This is a genomic window from Comamonas sp. GB3 AK4-5 (genome assembly GCF_041320665.1).
In the GTDB taxonomy this organism is placed as follows: Bacteria; Pseudomonadota; Gammaproteobacteria; order Burkholderiales; family Burkholderiaceae_C; genus Comamonas.
Genome location: NZ_CP166730.1, coordinates 1733105 through 1749340, shown reverse-complemented (window position 1 = coordinate 1749340; position 16236 = coordinate 1733105). Strand labels below are relative to the sequence as shown.

The following is a 16236-nucleotide window of genomic DNA, read 5'->3' as shown; positions in this document are numbered from 1 at the left end:
GTCAATTTCCGTTAGGGCTGCGCTGGGCATCCAACGCTTTTTCCAGCGCCTTGATCCGCTCGCGCAGTGCGTGCAATTGTTTGAGTGTCGCCGCATTCTTTTCCCATTGCGCATTGGCCGCCAATGGGAATATGCCAGTGTACAGGCCTGGCTGCGTCACGGAACGCATCACCACCGATGTCGGAGAAATGGCTACGCCATCGCCGATCGTCAAATGCCCCAAGATATTGGAGGCTCCGCCAATGCTGCAATGCGCGCCAATCTGCGCGCTGCCCGCCACACCGGCGTTGCCGGCAATCGCCGTGTGCGCCCCCACCTGCACGTTGTGACCAATCTGCACCAGGTTGTCCAGCTTCACGCCATCGGCAATGACGGTATCGTCCAGCGCACCGCGGTCGATACAGGTGTTGGCACCGATTTCCACATCGCTGCCAATGCGTACCCGACCCAGCTGCTCGATCTTCACCCACTGCCCTTGCTGCTGGGCAAATCCAAAGCCGTCGGCACCGATCACCACACCGGGGTGCAGCAGGCAGCGCTCCCCCACCACACAGTATTCGCTGATGGTAACGCGCGACTTCAGCACCGTGTCGGCACCAATTTCTGCACCCCGCTCCACCACGCACAGCGGCCCGATGGTGGCCGAGGGGTGTACCTTGGCCTGGGGATGAACCACGGCCGTGGAATGCACGCCCTGCACACCGGCTTCGGCATGCATGCGCTTCCACAGCTGGGTCAGCTGCGCGAAGTACAGATAGGGGTTGTCCACCACGATGCATGCCCCGCGCGCCACTGCTGCATCCTGCTGTGCAGGCGCCACAACGACACAGGCCGCCTGGGAGGCGGCCAGCTGGTGCAAATACTTGGGGTTGCTCAGAAAGCTGATGGCGTCTGCCTCGGCAGACTCGAGGGGGGCAATGCGCTGGATTTCCAGCGTTTTGGCCGCCCCTCGCAGCGCTCCACCCAAGGCATCGACAATTTGTCCTAATGTCAAACTCACGTCGATTGGCCCTGTCCGAGGATCACTTGGCCGCGTTCAGCGCTTTGATCACCTTGTCAGTGATGTCGAGCTTGGGGTTGACATACACCGCTTCTTGCAGGATCACGTCGTACTTTTCGGCCTCTGCCACTTGCATGACCACCTTGTTTGCGCGGTCCAGCACTTGCGACAGCTCTTCGTTCTTGCGGGCGTTCAGGTCTTCCTGAAATTCACGGCGCTTGGTCTGGAAGGTGCGGTCTTGCTCAATCAGCTGACGCTGCTTGGCAGAGCGCTGGGCTTCCGACATGGTGGGCGCATCACGTTCGAACTTTTCCGAATCGGTCTTCAGACGGTTGCCGATATCGACCAGCTCGCGCTCGCGCTTGGCAAACTCCTGCTCCAGCTTGGCCTGGGCCGCCTTGGCGGAATTGGCTTCGCGGAAGATGCGGTCGGTATTGACGAAACCGGCCTTGAAATCCTGTGCCTGAGCCGACACAGCAGCGGCACCGCACAGCAGTGCAACAGCGATAGGTTGGTAGATTTTCATGGTTAAAACGATGTTCCGATCTGGAATTGAATTTTCTGCAAACGGTCGGTCGACTTCTTGCGAATCGGGTTGGCCCACGCCAGACGCAGCGGACCCAGCGGGGAAATCCAGCTCAAGCCCAGACCTGCAGAGGCGCGCAAATTGCTGACGGAGAAATCTTCAGCACCCACCCCTTCACCAAACACATTGCCTACGTCGACAAATGTAAACCAACGCAGGGTCTTGTCATTGCCCGCACCGGGGAAAGGTGCAATGAACTCGGCATTCAGAGTGACTTTCTTGTTACCCCCCAGGTAAGAACCCGTTCCATCAATAGGTCCCAGACTGCCTTGCTCAAAGCCACGCACCGAGCCCAGACCACCCGAATAGAAGTTCTTGAACAGCGGGAAAGGACGGCCATTCAGGCCCTTACCCCAACCCAGCTCACCATTGAAGGCAAAGGTAAAGCTCTTGGTCAGCGGCACATACTGCTGGAACTGGTAATTACCGCGAATATAGCGGGCGTCACCCGCCACAGACCAGTCCGCATTCAAACGTTGGTAACGGCCCGAATTGGGCGCCAGAGCGCTGTCGCGACTATCGCGCGACCAACCCATGGTCAATGGAAAGGACGTGCTGTTAGAGCCGAATTCATTGACGTAATTCTGGTAGGCCTCCGGCATGTACAAACCACTCTTGATCTGGGTCTGTTCAATACCAACGCCGAAAAATACGGTATCGATTTCGCTGAATGGCACGCCAAACTTGATGGACGCACCCTGCGTCACGATCTTGTACATATCGCTGGTATTCACACTCCCAACCCCTTCGTAGTAGTACGAGTAGGGGCGACTGGTGCGGTAGTACAGATCCACAGTGCGCGAAATACCGTCTTGCGTGAAGTAAGGGTCGGTGGTGCTCAGCACCAGATTGCGGTTGTACTTGCTGGTGTTGACATCCAGCCCCAGGTAGTTGCCCGAGCCAAACACGTTTTCCTGCTTGATACCAAAGCTCAGCGTCACCTTTTCGGCGCTCGAGAAACCCGCACCCAGCTGGATGGAGCCGGTGGGCTTTTCCTTCACGTTCACCACCAGGTCCACCTGGTCAGGCGAGCCAGGAACTTCCAGGGTCTCCACATCGACTTCGGTGAAGTAGCCCAGACGGTCGACCCGGTCACGCGACAGCTTGATCTTGTCGCCGTCATACCAGGAGGACTCGTACTGGCGGAATTCACGGCGCACGACTTCGTCGCGCGTCTTCTCGTTGCCGCTGACGTTGATGCGGCGCACATAGGCACGGCGCGAGGGGTTCGAGCGGATCACAAAGTGCACGCGGTTGTTGTCGCGGTCCACTTCAGGCACCGCATCCACGCGCGCAAATGCATAGCCAAAATTGCCGAAGTGGTCGGTGAAGGCCTTGGTGGTTTCCGCCACCAGGTCGGCGTTATAGGGCTCGCCGGGACGCACCTTGACCAGCGACTTGAACTCGTCGTCACGGTCCAGGTAATTGCCTTCCAGGGACACGCCAGAGACCACGAAACGGTCGCCTTCGTGCACATTGATGGTCAGGGAAATCTTTTCCTTGTCCGGCGAGATGGCCACCTGGGTGGAGTCGATGCGGAAGTCCAGATAGCCGCGCTGCAGATAGTAGGAGCGCAGAGCCTCCAGGTCGGCATTGAGCTTGCTGCGGGCATAGCGATCCGACTTGGTATACCAGCTCATCCAGCCACCGGTATCCAGGTCCAGCTGCTTTTTCAGCGTGGATTCACTGAAGGCCTTGTTGCCCACCACATGGATTTCATTGATTTTGGCGGGTTCGCCCTCGGTCACCGAGAAGGTCAGGTTAACGCGGTTGCGCTCCATGGGTGTGACCGTGGTGACCACTTCCGCGCCATACAGGCTGCGGTTAATGTACTGGCGCTTGAGCTCCTGCTCGGCACGGTCTGCCAGGGCCTTGTCGAAGGGACGGCCTTCGGCCAGGCCCACATCGCGCATGGCCTTGACCAGGGTGTCCTTGTCGAACTCTTTGGTGCCCACAAAGCTCACATCGGCAATGGTGGGACGCTCTTCCACGACCACCACCAGCACGTTGCCATCGGCCTCCAGGCGCACGTCCTTGAACAGGCCCAGGGCAAACAGGGAGCGAATGGCTGCAGCGCCTTTTTCGTCGTCGTATTGGTCACCCACGCGCAGTGGCATGGAGGCGAAGATGGTGCCCGCTTCCACGCGCTGCAGGCCCTCCACGCGAATGTCTTGCACCTTGAAGGGCGAAAGCGCCCAAGCTGCCTGCGCCAAGCAGAGCAAAGCCGCAGCAGCCGAGGCCGTGCGTGCGCCGAAGCGTTTGAAATGTTGGTTCATGAATGAAATCGAACGCCGCCAGAATCTGGAAGGCCGTAAATTTAGCCCAATAAGCGGCTGATGTCGTTAAAAAAAGCGATGCACATCATGACAAGAAGCACGCTGACGCCAACGCGCTGCAGCCGCTCCATCCACAATTCAGTGACTGGGCGGCCTATGATTCCCTCCCAGAGATAATACATCAGGTGCCCACCATCCAGCACCGGCACCGGCAACAGGTTCAGCACACCCAGGCTGACGCTGATCAAAGCCAAAAATGCAATGTACTGCAGCAGCCCCATGCCGGCCGACTTCCCGGCGTAATCGGCAATGGTCAATGGGCCGCTGAGGTTCTTCAGCGAAGCCTGGCCAATCAGCATGCGCCCCATCATTTTCAGGCTGAGCACCGACATATCCCAGGTCTTGGTGATGCCGCCCCACAACCCTTCCAACACCCCCTGTCGCACCGTCACCATGGCAACGGCGCCGCCAATGTAAGCACCTACGCGACCGATCTGCGCGTCCTTGTCCTGAACCACTTCCGGCACCAGCGTCAGTTGCAGCTTGCGCCCCTCGCGCTCCACATCCCACACACTGGACTGACCCGGATGCTGGCGAATCAACTCCCGCAGCTGCGTGCCATCCACCACCTGCACGCCAAATGCCTGGCGCACGGTGTCTCCGGCCTGCAGCCCTGCGGAAGCGGCCACTCCCTTCGGCAGCACACGTTCCACCACGGGCGGGGCCCAGGGCATTTGCACGCCAATGACGGCACCCAAATTACCGTCCAGGGCATTGTTTGAAAGCTGAGACAGGGGCAGCAATGTGCTGTGCTGTGCAGATGTACCCACCAGCACCCAGGTGATGCGGGCATCCTGCTTTTCGAGTGCTGCCTGGGTCAGCGCCCAGCGCAGCTGCTCAAAGGAGCGCACCGCAACTTCATCACCCTCCCCCACCTGCACGGCAAGCACCCGCTCCGCGCCTTTCAGGCCGCTGAGCTGGGCCACCGAGCCCGAAACCGGCGTGGCCAGCACAGCCTGCGGCTGGGGCATGCCCACCCAATTGACTATCGTGTATAGCAGCGCAGCCAGCACCAGGTTGGCAGCAGGCCCTGCTGCCGCAATGGCTGCGCGCGCGCGCAGCGGCTGGCGATTGAAGGCGAGGTGCTGCTCTGCCGCATCCACCGGACCATCGCGCTCGTCCAGCATGCGTACATAGCCCCCCAGGGGCAGGGCACCCAGCACAAATTCCGTGCTGTCGCTGCGCCGCCGCCAGCGCAGCAAGGGCTTGCCAAAACCCACCGAGAAACGCAGCACCTTGACGCCGCAGGCCACTGCCATACGGTAGTGCCCCCACTCGTGCACGGCAATCAAGATGCCCAGGGCCAGCACAAATGCCACAACAGTCAGCACAGGCTCACTCCTTTTGAGACGGTTTCAGCGTAACGGCTGCAGCAACCGCCATATCTATCCCCCTGGCGCTGCGGCTCCATGAAACCGGCGCTGCCAATGAGGAAGAAGACACACAGCGGCGCAAGGGGTATTTCATTCCCAGCTCACCAGCGCTGCACTGCCGCAGTGGCTGCTGCCCGGGCCTCGGTGTCCAGCGCCATCAGCGCCTCCACCGACTCTGGCCGGCAAGACGGCACCACAGCCTCCAGCACCGACAGGTTCACGGCGTGGATGCGGTCAAAACGCAGCTGGCCTTGCAAGAAAGCGGCCACCGCCACCTCGTTTGCGGCATTCAGCACCGTGGCCGTGCCTTCCGGTGCCTTCAATGCCTGCCAGGACAGGTGCAGGCCCGGAAAGCGCTGCGCATCCGCCTCCTCAAATGTGAGCGCCGACAACTGTGCAAAGTCCAGCGGCGTCACACCACTGGCAATGCGCTCAGGCCAGGCCAGGCCGCAGGCAATGGGCACACGCATATCGGGCGTGCCCAACTGGGCCAGGATGGAGGCGTCCTTGAACTGCACCATGGAGTGGATGATCTGCTGCGGATGCACGACCACCTTGATCTGGTCCGGCGCCATGTCAAACAACCAGCGCGCCTCAATCACCTCCAGCGCCTTGTTCATCATGGTGGCGGAGTCCACCGAGATCTTGCGACCCATGGCGAAGTTCGGATGGGCACAGGCCTGATCGGGCGTAATCTGGGCCAGCGTGGCCGGGTCGCGTTGGCGGAAAGGCCCGCCCGAGGCCGTGAGCAGCAGGCTGTCCACACGGGCAGCCCAGGTGCCGGGGTCTTCGGGCAAGCACTGAAAGATGGCGGAGTGCTCACTGTCAATGGGCAGCAGCGTACAGCCATGGGCATGCACCGTGTCCATGAACAAGGCACCACCCACGACCAGCGCTTCCTTGTTGGCCAGCAGCAAGCGCTTGCCAGCACGCGCCGCCGCCAGGCAAGGCGCCAGGCCGGCCGCACCGACAATGGCGCCCATCACGGCATCCACCGCCTCGGCAGACGCTATCTCTTCAAGAGCATTCTTTGCTTGCAGAACCTGCGTTGCAAGCCCATTTGCCTTGAGTTTTTCCGCCAGTTGCTGCGCATGGGGCGCGCTGGCCATCACGGCGAACTGCGGTGTGAATTCGGCACATTGCGCCAGCATCAGCTCCACCTGGGTGGAGGCGCTGAGGGCATAGATGTCGTAGGTCTCGCGGTGCCGGCGCACCACATCCAGGGTATTGGTGCCAATCGAGCCCGTAGAGCCCAGCACCGTCAAACATTGTTTCATCAATACACCAAGGTGGTCAGCATCATGGCCAGCGGCAATGTCGGCAGCAGCGCATCGATGCGGTCCAGCACACCGCCATGGCCCGGCAGCAGATTGCTGCTGTCCTTGGCGCCTGCGCTGCGCTTGATCAGCGATTCAATCAAATCCCCCACCACGCTCATGGCGGCCATGAACACCGCCGCCACGATCAGCAAGGGCCAGCCCGCCCGGGCCAGTTGCGAATAAAAGCTGGGCACGCTGGCCGCAAAATGGCGGTCCAGAAACACCCAGACCAGGGCCAGCAGCAGCACGCCTGCCACGCCGCCCCACACACCTTCCCAGCTCTTGCCGGGGCTGATGGCGGGCGCCAACTTGTTGCGCGTGAATTTCAGGCCAAAACGGCGGCCGGCAAAATAGGCGCAGATGTCCGCCGCCCAGACCAGGGCCATGATGGAAAGCAGAAAATTCACCCCGATGGCGCGCGCCTGGGCCACGGCCAGCCATGCCAGCCACAAGGCCAGCACGCCTCCAGCCCAGCGCACTGCACGCGGAATCTGCGCCCAGCCAGGTACACCCAGGCGGATCAGGGCCACACTACCCAGCACCCAGGCCACACCGGCCGCCAGCCACAGCAGGCGCAGATCACGCGCCACCCAGCCCTGCTGCCAGGCCAGGCCACACAAGGCCATGCAAACACCCGCGGTGGCTACGCTTGCCGCCTGCCCAAAACCATTTAAACGCCCCCATTCCCAAGCGCCGGCCGCCACCATCACCAACACCAGCAAGGTGAAGGGCAACGGCGAGCTGGCAAACAGCGCGGGCAACAAAATGGCCAGCAAGACCATGGCGGTAATCACACGCTGCTTGAGCATGCTGCACTCCCCTTTCAGGCGCGCACCTGGGATGCGGCCACTTGTTGGATCTGGGCGGACGTCTGACCAAAGCGCCGCTCGCGGCTGGCATAGTCCTGCAATGCCGCATCCAGTGCGGCTTCGTCAAAGTCCGGCCACAGGCTGGGACTGAAAAAGAATTCGGCATAGGCCGATTGCCACAGCAAAAAGTTGCTGATGCGGTATTCACCACCCGTGCGGATGAACAGATCGGGATCGGGCACATGGGCCAGCGCCATGGCGCCGTTCAGGCCGGCCTCGGTGATGGGCTCACCACGTGCAACCAAGCTGGCGGCGGCCTGGGCAATGTCCCAACGGCCACCATAGTTGAAGCACACATTCAGCACCAGGCGCTCGTTGTGCGCCGTGGATTGCTCGGCCTGGGCCAGGCCGGCAGCCACCTTCTCGCTCAGGCCCTGGCGGTCGCCCACAAAATGCAGGCGCACACCTTCGGCAGACAGGCTGGGGACTTCGCGCCCCAGCGCCATGGCCAGCAAGGACATGAGGCCGGAGACCTCCTCGGCCGGGCGATTCCAGTTTTCCGAGGAGAAGGCAAACACCGTCAGCACCCGCACGCCACGCTGAATGCAGGCCCGCACACAGCGGCGCAGCGATTCCACGCCCTGCTTGTGACCGGCCAGGCGCGGCAAGAAACGCTTAGTGGCCCAGCGGCCATTGCCATCCATGACGATGGCGACGTGGTGGGGCACCACGGTAGAGACTGTCATGCGAACTCGATTAGCCAGCGACAGCCAGCCTTAGACGGCCATGATGTCCTGTTCCTTGGAGGTCACCAGCGTGTCCACCTCGGCAATGTGCTTATCGGTCAATTTCTGGATTTCGGCTTCGGAACGCTTTTGATCGTCTTCCGAGGCCTCCTTGTCCTTGACCAGCTTCTTCACACCTTCGTTGGCGTCGCGGCGCAGATTGCGGATGGCCACCTTGGAAGATTCGCCTTCGTTGCGGGCCAGCTTGGTCATTTCCTTGCGGCGCTCTTCGCTCATGGGAGGCATGGGCACGCGGATCACGTCACCCAGCGAAGCGGGGTTCAGACCCAGATCGCTTTCGCGGATGGCCTTTTCCACCTTGGCAGCCATGGTCTTTTCCCAGGGCTGCACACCGATGGTGCGCGAATCCAGCAGCGACAGATTGGCCACCTGCGACAACGGCACCATGGAGCCGTAGTAGTCCACATGGATGGAGTCCAGCAGCTGCGGGTTGGCGCGGCCGGTACGGATACGCGAGAGATTGTTCTTCAGAGCCTCGATGGACTGACCCATCTTGGTTTCGGTGTTCTTCTTGATGTCAGCGATCGTCATGTGTTTACCTCGGGAAGCCAATGTCCGCCCGCACTTACCGGGCGGGCTCGCGGTCTTCGCAATTAAGCGGACACCAGGGTGCCTTCATCATTACCCATGACCACACGCAGCAGCGCGCCAGGCTTGACGATGGAGAACACGCGGATGGGCAGCTTCTGGTCACGGCACAAAGCGAAAGCCGTGGCATCCATGATGCCCAGGTTGCGCGAAATCGCCTCATCAAACGACAGCGTGGCGTAACGCGTGGCGCTCGGGTCTTTGACGGGGTCTGCAGTGTACACACCGTCCACCTTGGTGGCTTTGAGCACCACCTCGGCACCGATTTCCGCGCCACGCAATGCGGCTGCGGTATCGGTGGTGAAGAAGGGATTGCCGGTGCCGGCAGCAAAGACCACCACCTTGCCTTCTTCCAAATATTGCAGCGCCTTGGGGCGCACATAGGGCTCGACCACCTGTTCGATGCCGATGGCCGACATCACACGGGCCGTCAGGCCTTGCTTGTCCATGGCATCCGCCAGGGCCAGCGCGTTCATCACGGTGGCCAGCATGCCCATGTAATCCGCCGTGGCGCGGTCCATGCCGGCAGAGCCGCCAGCCACGCCACGGAAGATGTTGCCGCCACCGATCACCACGGCCACTTCCACCCCCACCTTGGTCACCTCGGCGATCTCGGAGACCATGCGCTCGATCGTGGCGCGGTTGATGCCGAACTGGTCATCCCCCATCAGCGCCTCGCCTGACAGCTTGAGCAGGATGCGCTTGTGGGCTGGTTTGGCTTGGGACATGGGGAAACTCCGTTCGATTCAAATAGGTGAGAGGGGAATGTGGTCGTTGTGTCGGCAGTGCGGCTGTCAGGGCTTAGGCGCCCTTGGCAGCGGCCACTTGGGCAGCCACTTCAGCAGCAAAGTCGTCCACCTTCTTTTCGATGCCTTCGCCCACCACGTACATGGTGAATGCCTTCACATTGGTGTTGGCAGCCTTGAGCATCTGGGCCACGGTTTGCTTGCCGTCGGCAGCCTTCACGAAGACCTGGTCAGCCAGCGAGACTTCCTTCAGGAACTTCTGCACCGAACCTTCCACCATCTTGGCGGCGATGTCGGCGGGCTTGCCGGATTCGGCAGCCTTGCCTTCGGCCACGGCGCGTTCCTTGGCGATCAGATCGGCAGGCACATCGGCGCTGGTCACAGCCACGGGCTTCATGGCAGCCACGTGCATGGCCACGTCCTTGGCGGCGGTGGCGTCACCGTCGAACTCGACGACCACGCCAATGCGGGTGCCGTGCACGTAGGAAGCCAGGCCAGCGCCATTGAAAGCCTTGAAGCGGCGGAAAGACATGTTCTCGCCGATCTTGCCGACCAGGCCCTTGCGCACGTCTTCCAGCGTGGGACCGAAACCGTCTTGCTCATAGGCCAGAGCGCCCAGGGCTTCGATGTCGGCGGGGTTGTGTGCAGCCACCAGCTTGGCAGCAGCGCTGGCCATGGCCAGAAAGCTGTCGTTCTTGGAGACGAAGTCGGTTTCGCTGTTGACTTCGATCATGGCGCCCTTGCCACCGTCGATGAAAGCAGCGATCACGCCTTCGGCCGTGACACGCGAAGCGGCCTTGCCAGCCTTGGTACCCAGCTTGACGCGCAGCAGCTCTTCCGCCTTGGCCATGTCGCCATCGGCCTCGGTCAGTGCCTTCTTGCACTCCATCATGGGGGCGTCGGTCTTGGCGCGCAGTTCAGCGACCATGCTTGCGGTAATTGCAGCCATTTTGTTTCTCCGTCTTCAGTATTCAGTTCTCTACAGGATTCCAGCTAAAAAAAGGGGGCTACCAGAGCCCCGCTTTTTCATCGCGCCGCAGCGCGCAGCCGGGAATTAGGCAGCGGATTCTTCCACTTCCACGAATTCGTCGGTGCCTTCACCGGAAGCAGCCTTGGCCACTTCGTTCAAACGGGCTTCGCGGCCTTCCAGGATGGCGTCGGCCATGCCACGGGCGTACAGTTCCACGGCCTTGGCCGAGTCGTCGTTACCGGGGATGACGTAGTCGATGCCTTCGGGGTTGTGGTTGGTGTCCACCACGCCGATCAGGGGGATGCCCAGCTTCTTGGCTTCGGACACGGCGATCTTGTGGTAGCCCACGTCGATCACGAAGATGGCGTCAGGCAGGGTGTTCATGTCTTGAATACCGCCGATGTCCTTTTCCAGCTTTTCCAGTTCGCGCACGAACATCAGCTGTTCCTTCTTGGACATGGATTCCAGGCCGGCTTCTTGCTGGGCCTTCATTTCCTTCAGACGCTTGATGGAGGTCTTCACGGTCTTGAAGTTGGTCAGCATGCCGCCCAACCAACGCTGGTCCACATAAGGCACGCCAGCACGCTGAGCTTGCTCGGCCACGAATTCACGGGCTTGGCGCTTGGTACCCACCATCAGGATGTTGCCGCCGTTCGAAGCCAGTTGCTTGGCGAACTTCTGGGCGTCCTGGAACATCGGCAGCGACTTTTCCAGGTTGACGATGTGGATCTTGTTGCGGTGACCGAAGATGAACGGAGCCATCTTGGGATTCCAGAAACGGGTTTGGTGACCGAAGTGGACACCGGCTTCCAGCATTTCGCGCATGGTAACGGACATAAAAAACTCCAAAAGGTTGGGTCTAAAATCCAGCTCGATACTTGTGCCGACCGGCACAACACCTTGAGGGAGCTGGTTTGCAATTTGCTTTGCACTGCCTGGCGACCTGCCAAAAGCCTCTGCAAAAACCGCAAACGGTTTTTGGGGCTCCCGGCTTTTCAGCACTCCAAACAAAGTGTGGCTCCATCCATAGACAAAGCCTGCACTGCGCAAAGCCCAAAGATTTTAGCACAGCCCATGAAGCCTGATCTTCTTGCCACCCGCGCTTTACTGCGCGAAGGCCGCAACACGGCCAGCCAGGCGATGGAAGCCTCCATTGCCGCAGCCCAATCTCCCGCCTGCAACCATGTGTTTGCGCGCACTTTTTTCGACAGCGCCCGCGCCAGCGCGGCCCAGACCGCTGCCGGCACCCCGTTGGCCGGCCTGGCTGTTTCCGTCAAGGATTTGTTCGACATACAAGACCACCCCACCACGGCCAGCGCCCGCGCTCTGGCCGACGCGCCCGCCGCCGCACGCGACAGCACGGCAGTGGCCCGCTTGCGCGCTGCAGGTGCCAGCCTGTTGGGCCATACCCATATGGTGGAGTTTGCCTACTCCGGGGTGGGCACCAACCCGCACCACGGCACACCGGCCGCCGTGGATGCCCTGCATGGAAATCACACGCCGCTGCAACCACCCCGCGCCCCCGGAGGCTCATCCTCCGGCGCTGCCGTATCGGTTGCCACGGGCGCTGCCTGGCTGGCCCTGGGCTCGGACACCGGCGGCTCCATTCGCATTCCTGCGGCGCTCAATGGCCTGGTGGGCTTCAAGCCCACGGCCCGCTTGACGCCATTGGATGGCACCGTCCCGCTGGCGCCTTCACTGGACACCGCGGGCGCCCTTACCCACAGCGTGCGAGACGCCATACTGGCCCACGAGATCCTGGCCGCACGCCGGGTGCACACCGGTCAGCGCCCCCTGCAAGGCTGCCGCCTGGCCGTACCCACCACGGTTTTCCTGCAGGCGCTGGACCCGGCGGTGGCCACAGCCTTTGAACGCAGCCTGCAGCGCCTGCGAGCCGCTGGCGCCGAGGTGGTCGAAATCAACTTACCCGAAACCGCCGAACTGGCCAGCATCAACGCCGCCGGAGGCCTGACGGCTGCCGAAAGCCATGCCTGGCACCGCGAGCGGCTGGCCACGCGGGGCGCGCAGTACGACCCGCGCGTGCGCAGCCGCATTGAAAAAGGTGCGCTGATCAGCGCCAGCGACTACCAAGAGTTGCAGCGCCTACGCCACGACTGGCAGCAACGCATGCAGGCCGCAATGCAAGGGTTTGACGCCATGGTCTCGCCCACCGTCCCCATCACAGCACCCCTGATTTCCGAAGTGGCACCTGCAGACGGACTAGACTCCGCAGCCGATGCCCAGCGCGACGCGGCCTTCACCCGCTGCAATATGCTGCTGCTGCGCAACACCAGCGTGGTCAACCAACTCGACGGCTGCGCCATCAGCCTCCCCTGCCACATACCTGGCGAATTGCCTATGGGCGTGATGCTATGGCACAGCATGCTGCAAGATGATGTAGTCCTGGACCTCGCTTTGCAGGCAGAATCCCTGTTTCTTTCGCATTGACACCTACTGCCGGCGGCATTGTCCGCCCGGAGCCAATCTTCCTCCCATGGACATCGCCATTGTCGGCGCCGGCATTGCCGGCATTGCGACTGCCTACGAACTCGCCCAGGACGGGCACCGCGTCACGGTCTACGAGCAGCACAACGCTGCGGCCGAAGGCGCGAGCTTTGCCAACGCTGGCTGGCTGACCCCTACCCTGCTCCAGCCCTGGTCCACCCCGGGCTGGACGCTGCCACTGCGCCAGCAATTGCGCGGCAAACATGCTTTGCTAGAGGCCCCCGGCCCCTGGCTGGGGCACAACTGGCGCTGGCTGCGCCGCTGGAAAGCAGCAGAGCGCCAATGCCAGACCCAAGGCCTGCACAACCCCGCCGCCAGCGCCCTGGAGCAGCTCAGCGCCTTCAGCCAGGTACTGCGCCATGACATCAGTGCCGCCCATGAGCTGAGCACCGAAAGCCACCAGAGCCATCTGGTGCTGCTGCGCAGCACGCAGGACATGCAAAGCATGCAGCCGCTGCTGCAAGCCCTGGGCACCTTGGACGTGCGCGCCCAGCTGCTACCAGCCGATGCCGTGCGCGCCGTGGAACCCGGGCTCAGCCCTGAAGCACCTCTGGCCGGCGCCCTGCACCTGCCCGAGGGCGAGACCATCAACTGCCGCCAATGGACGCAGCAGCTGCGCCAGCTTGCCTTGCAACGCGGCGTGCAACTGCAGTCGAATGCCACCGTGCGCAGCGTCCAAAGCGTGGGCAAACAGGTTCACCTGCTTCTGGAAGGCGACAGCGCTGCCCATCTGCATGATGCCGTGGTGGTCTGCACCGGAGCGTCTCCTGCGCTGCTGGACTGCAGCGGCCTGCGCCTGCCGCTGATGCCCGTACATGGCTACACCATCAGCGCCCCGCTGCGCGACCCCTGCTACGCCCCCCAGGCAGCGGCATTGGACTGGGCCCAGCAATTGGTGATCAGCCGCATCGGCCAGCGCCTGCGCATCAGCGGTGGCGCCGAGCTGGGCACCGCGCCCGATGCCTACAACCAGGACACCCTGGCCCGCATGTACCGCACCCTCAACGACTGGTATCCGGGTGCAGCCCAGCTGTCTTCACCCCAGGTGCAAATCTGGCGCGGCACACGCGGCACCTTGCCCGACGGCTTGCCACTGCTGGGACGCACGACCCAAAGCGGCATCTGGTTCAACCTGGGCCACGGCGCCCACGGCGCAGCCCTGGCCAATGGCTGCGCACGCATCCTGGCAGACCAGATTGCCGGGCGCGATGTTCCCACCGAAGTCCAAGCGCTATCACCGCTGCGCTTCGAGCCTTAAACATCGACCCCGGGGCCAGCCCGGGGCTTTGCTCACACTCCGTCACCATTACAGAAACGGCCGCGGACCGCAGCCGACTCGCTCCACAAAAAAGAGCAGCACAAGCCCACAAGCTCTGCATTTCCGGCTGTTTTCATTCACATTCAAGGACTTCTGCTTGGCCTGAGGCCTGCGCATATCGCGTTGGCCTTTTGCCACAAAAACGGCCAGCACACACCGCTTGTCCATGCACACTGCGGCCATGTCAGTGATCGTCCCGCCTCTTTCGCTCACCCCTTCCCTGCCAGCCCGCCTGCCAACCCTGTTGCGCGCAGCCGGCGGCCACCCCTTGCACGACACCGCGGCCACCCGCCTGATTGAAGCCCAGGCCCTGGCCGCCAACCCACAACCCCGGTTGATGCAGCGCGCCGGGCTCGTCCTGGCCCAGCTGGGGCAAGCGCTGGCCCCACATGCCCGCCAGGTGTGGGTGGCCTGCGGCCCCGGCAACAACGGCGGCGACGGCCTGCAAGCCGCCGCTGCCTTGCAAACCGCGGGCTACACCACCAGCGCCCACTGGCTGGGCACGCCCGAGGATTGCAGCCCTGACACCCTCGCCGCGTGGCGGGCCGCGCAGCAGGCTGGCGTGCAATTGCTGGACACAGCCCCACCGCCGCTGGGCCCGCAGGACCTGGCCATCGACGCCCTGCTCGGCATTGGCGCCACCGCCCACCGCAGCCATGACCCCGGTGACAGCCCGCTCAACCAACTGCTGCAAACGCTCTACCAAAGCCCAGCCCCGGTGCTGTGCGCCGACCTGCCCTCCGGCCTGAACGCCGACACCGGCCGCTACCTGCCCGGCCTGGGTTTTGAACACCCGCCACACAGCGCACGCCATACGCTGAGCTTTCTGACCCTCAAACCCGGCCTGTTCACCAGCCAGGGCCGCGACGCTGCCGGTACCGTGTGGTGGGCCCCTCTGGGCGTGGAGCCCGGCCTGCTCTGCCAGCAACGCCCCAGCGCATTGCTAGGCGGCCCCATGTCCCGGCGCAGCCGTCCCCACGACAGCCACAAAGGCCGTTTTGGCGATGTGACCGTGATCGGGGGGGAAGGCCTTGCGCTGCGCGGCATGGGCATGGGGGGCGCCGCCGTGCTGGCAGCCACCGCCGCCCTGCACCAGGGCGCAGGCCGCGTCATGCTGACCCTGCTGGATGGCGGCAACTGCAAGCTGCTCCCCGAGCAGCCCGAGCTGATGCTGCGCCGCATAGAGGCCCTGCGCTGGGACCAGGGCGTGGTGGTGTGCGGCTGTGGTGGCGGCCAGGCCGTGGCCGCCGTGCTGCCCCAGGTGCTGGAGCAGGCCCACCGCCTAGTGCTGGATGCCGATGCACTGAATGCCATTGCGGCCGACAGCCACCTGCAACGCCTGCTGGCCAGCCGCGCCCATATCGGGCTGCAGACCATTCTCACCCCCCATCCGCTGGAAGCCGCTCGCATGCTGGACCTGCACACCGACGATGTGCAGGCCAACCGCCTGGAGGCCGCGCACGCCCTGGCCCAACAGACCTACAGCACCGTGGTCCTCAAAGGCTCGGGCAGCATCATCCACAGCCCGCACCAGTTGCCCTGCATCAACACCAGCGGCAATGCCCTCCTGGCCACAGGCGGCACTGGTGACGTGTTGGCCGGCATGGTAGCGGCCGCCTGGGCTGCCGGCCTGCCCGCCCACACCGCCGCCCAATGGGCGGTATGGCAGCACGGCCATCTGGCTGACACCTGGCCGGCCCACCTGCCATTGACTGCCAGCGCACTGGCACGCTGTGCATAAGTGAACACGGGCCCCACAAAACAGCAGCCATATTCATAGATGCATGTTTTCACACCTGCACAACTGATGCCCTGCTGCGCTGCGTGTGAAACATGCTGATTAGTGAGCAGCGAATGTCTATCAAAAAAGGGATTCAGAG

At 62.7% G+C, this 16236-nt stretch carries 14 protein-coding genes; 3 read left to right on the top strand and 11 right to left on the bottom strand.

Annotated elements, in window-relative coordinates; translation table 11 throughout:
- Nucleotide 1: 1 nt before the first annotated feature.
- From lpxD to rpsB, 11 genes are all read right to left on the bottom strand, one after another.
- On the bottom strand, nucleotides 2-1000 hold the full coding sequence (lpxD, locus tag ACA027_RS07775; protein WP_370681820.1) for a UDP-3-O-(3-hydroxymyristoyl)glucosamine N-acyltransferase: 999 nt from the start codon (nucleotides 998-1000) through the stop codon (nucleotides 2-4).
- Between the two features lie 22 nt (nucleotides 1001-1022).
- Nucleotides 1023-1526 carry an OmpH family outer membrane protein gene (locus ACA027_RS07770; protein ID WP_370681819.1) on the bottom strand — a complete coding sequence of 168 codons (504 nt, stop codon included), beginning with the start codon at nucleotides 1524-1526 and terminating at the stop codon, nucleotides 1023-1025.
- A gap of 2 nt (nucleotides 1527-1528) precedes the next feature.
- The gene (gene bamA / locus ACA027_RS07765; protein ID WP_370681818.1) at nucleotides 1529-3862 is read right to left on the bottom strand and encodes an outer membrane protein assembly factor BamA; all 2334 of its coding nucleotides are present in this window, start codon (nucleotides 3860-3862) and stop codon (nucleotides 1529-1531) included.
- A 41-nt stretch (nucleotides 3863-3903) separates the two neighbouring features.
- Complete coding sequence (gene rseP, locus ACA027_RS07760; protein WP_370681817.1) at nucleotides 3904-5253, bottom strand: RIP metalloprotease RseP; 1350 nt, start codon at nucleotides 5251-5253, stop codon at nucleotides 3904-3906.
- 143 nt (nucleotides 5254-5396) lie between these two features.
- Nucleotides 5397-6572 carry a 1-deoxy-D-xylulose-5-phosphate reductoisomerase gene (gene ispC, locus ACA027_RS07755; RefSeq protein WP_370681816.1) on the bottom strand — a complete coding sequence of 392 codons (1176 nt, stop codon included), beginning with the start codon at nucleotides 6570-6572 and terminating at the stop codon, nucleotides 5397-5399.
- On the bottom strand, nucleotides 6572-7423 hold the full coding sequence (locus ACA027_RS07750) for a phosphatidate cytidylyltransferase (protein ID WP_370681815.1): 852 nt from the start codon (nucleotides 7421-7423) through the stop codon (nucleotides 6572-6574). The genes ispC and ACA027_RS07750 overlap by 1 nt, the downstream gene beginning before the upstream one ends.
- 14 nt (nucleotides 7424-7437) lie before the next feature.
- On the bottom strand, nucleotides 7438-8169 hold the full coding sequence (gene uppS, locus ACA027_RS07745; RefSeq protein ID WP_370681814.1) for a polyprenyl diphosphate synthase: 732 nt from the start codon (nucleotides 8167-8169) through the stop codon (nucleotides 7438-7440).
- Between the two features lie 30 nt (nucleotides 8170-8199).
- Nucleotides 8200-8760 (bottom strand): ribosome recycling factor, encoded by a 561-nt coding sequence (frr, locus tag ACA027_RS07740; protein WP_370681813.1) that lies wholly within the window; start codon nucleotides 8758-8760, stop codon nucleotides 8200-8202.
- Between the two features lie 62 nt (nucleotides 8761-8822).
- A complete protein-coding gene (gene pyrH, locus ACA027_RS07735; protein WP_370681812.1) occupies nucleotides 8823-9545 on the bottom strand; it encodes a UMP kinase in 723 nt (240 codons plus the stop codon).
- Between the two features lie 73 nt (nucleotides 9546-9618).
- The gene (gene tsf, locus ACA027_RS07730) at nucleotides 9619-10512 is read right to left on the bottom strand and encodes a translation elongation factor Ts (protein ID WP_370681811.1); all 894 of its coding nucleotides are present in this window, start codon (nucleotides 10510-10512) and stop codon (nucleotides 9619-9621) included.
- Nucleotides 10513-10617: 105 nt separating this feature from the next.
- Nucleotides 10618-11370: a 30S ribosomal protein S2 gene (gene rpsB, locus ACA027_RS07725; RefSeq protein ID WP_370681810.1), complete on the bottom strand. Its 753-nt coding sequence runs from the start codon at nucleotides 11368-11370 to the stop codon at nucleotides 10618-10620.
- A gap of 237 nt (nucleotides 11371-11607) precedes the next feature.
- Here rpsB and ACA027_RS07720 point away from each other — a divergent pair, with 237 nt between their 5' ends.
- The 3 genes from ACA027_RS07720 to ACA027_RS07710 all read left to right on the top strand — a co-directional run bounded on the left by ACA027_RS07720 (nucleotide 11608) and on the right by ACA027_RS07710 (nucleotide 16097).
- Nucleotides 11608-12981, top strand: a complete 1374-nt coding sequence (locus ACA027_RS07720) for an amidase (RefSeq protein WP_370681809.1) — start codon at nucleotides 11608-11610, stop codon at nucleotides 12979-12981.
- 46 nt (nucleotides 12982-13027) lie between these two features.
- Complete coding sequence (locus tag ACA027_RS07715; RefSeq protein WP_370681808.1) at nucleotides 13028-14296, top strand: FAD-dependent oxidoreductase; 1269 nt, start codon at nucleotides 13028-13030, stop codon at nucleotides 14294-14296.
- Nucleotides 14297-14537: 241 nt separating this feature from the next.
- Nucleotides 14538-16097, top strand: coding sequence for an NAD(P)H-hydrate dehydratase (locus tag ACA027_RS07710; RefSeq protein WP_370681807.1), 1560 nt, complete (start codon nucleotides 14538-14540; stop codon nucleotides 16095-16097).
- Nucleotides 16098-16236 lie beyond the last annotated feature (139 nt).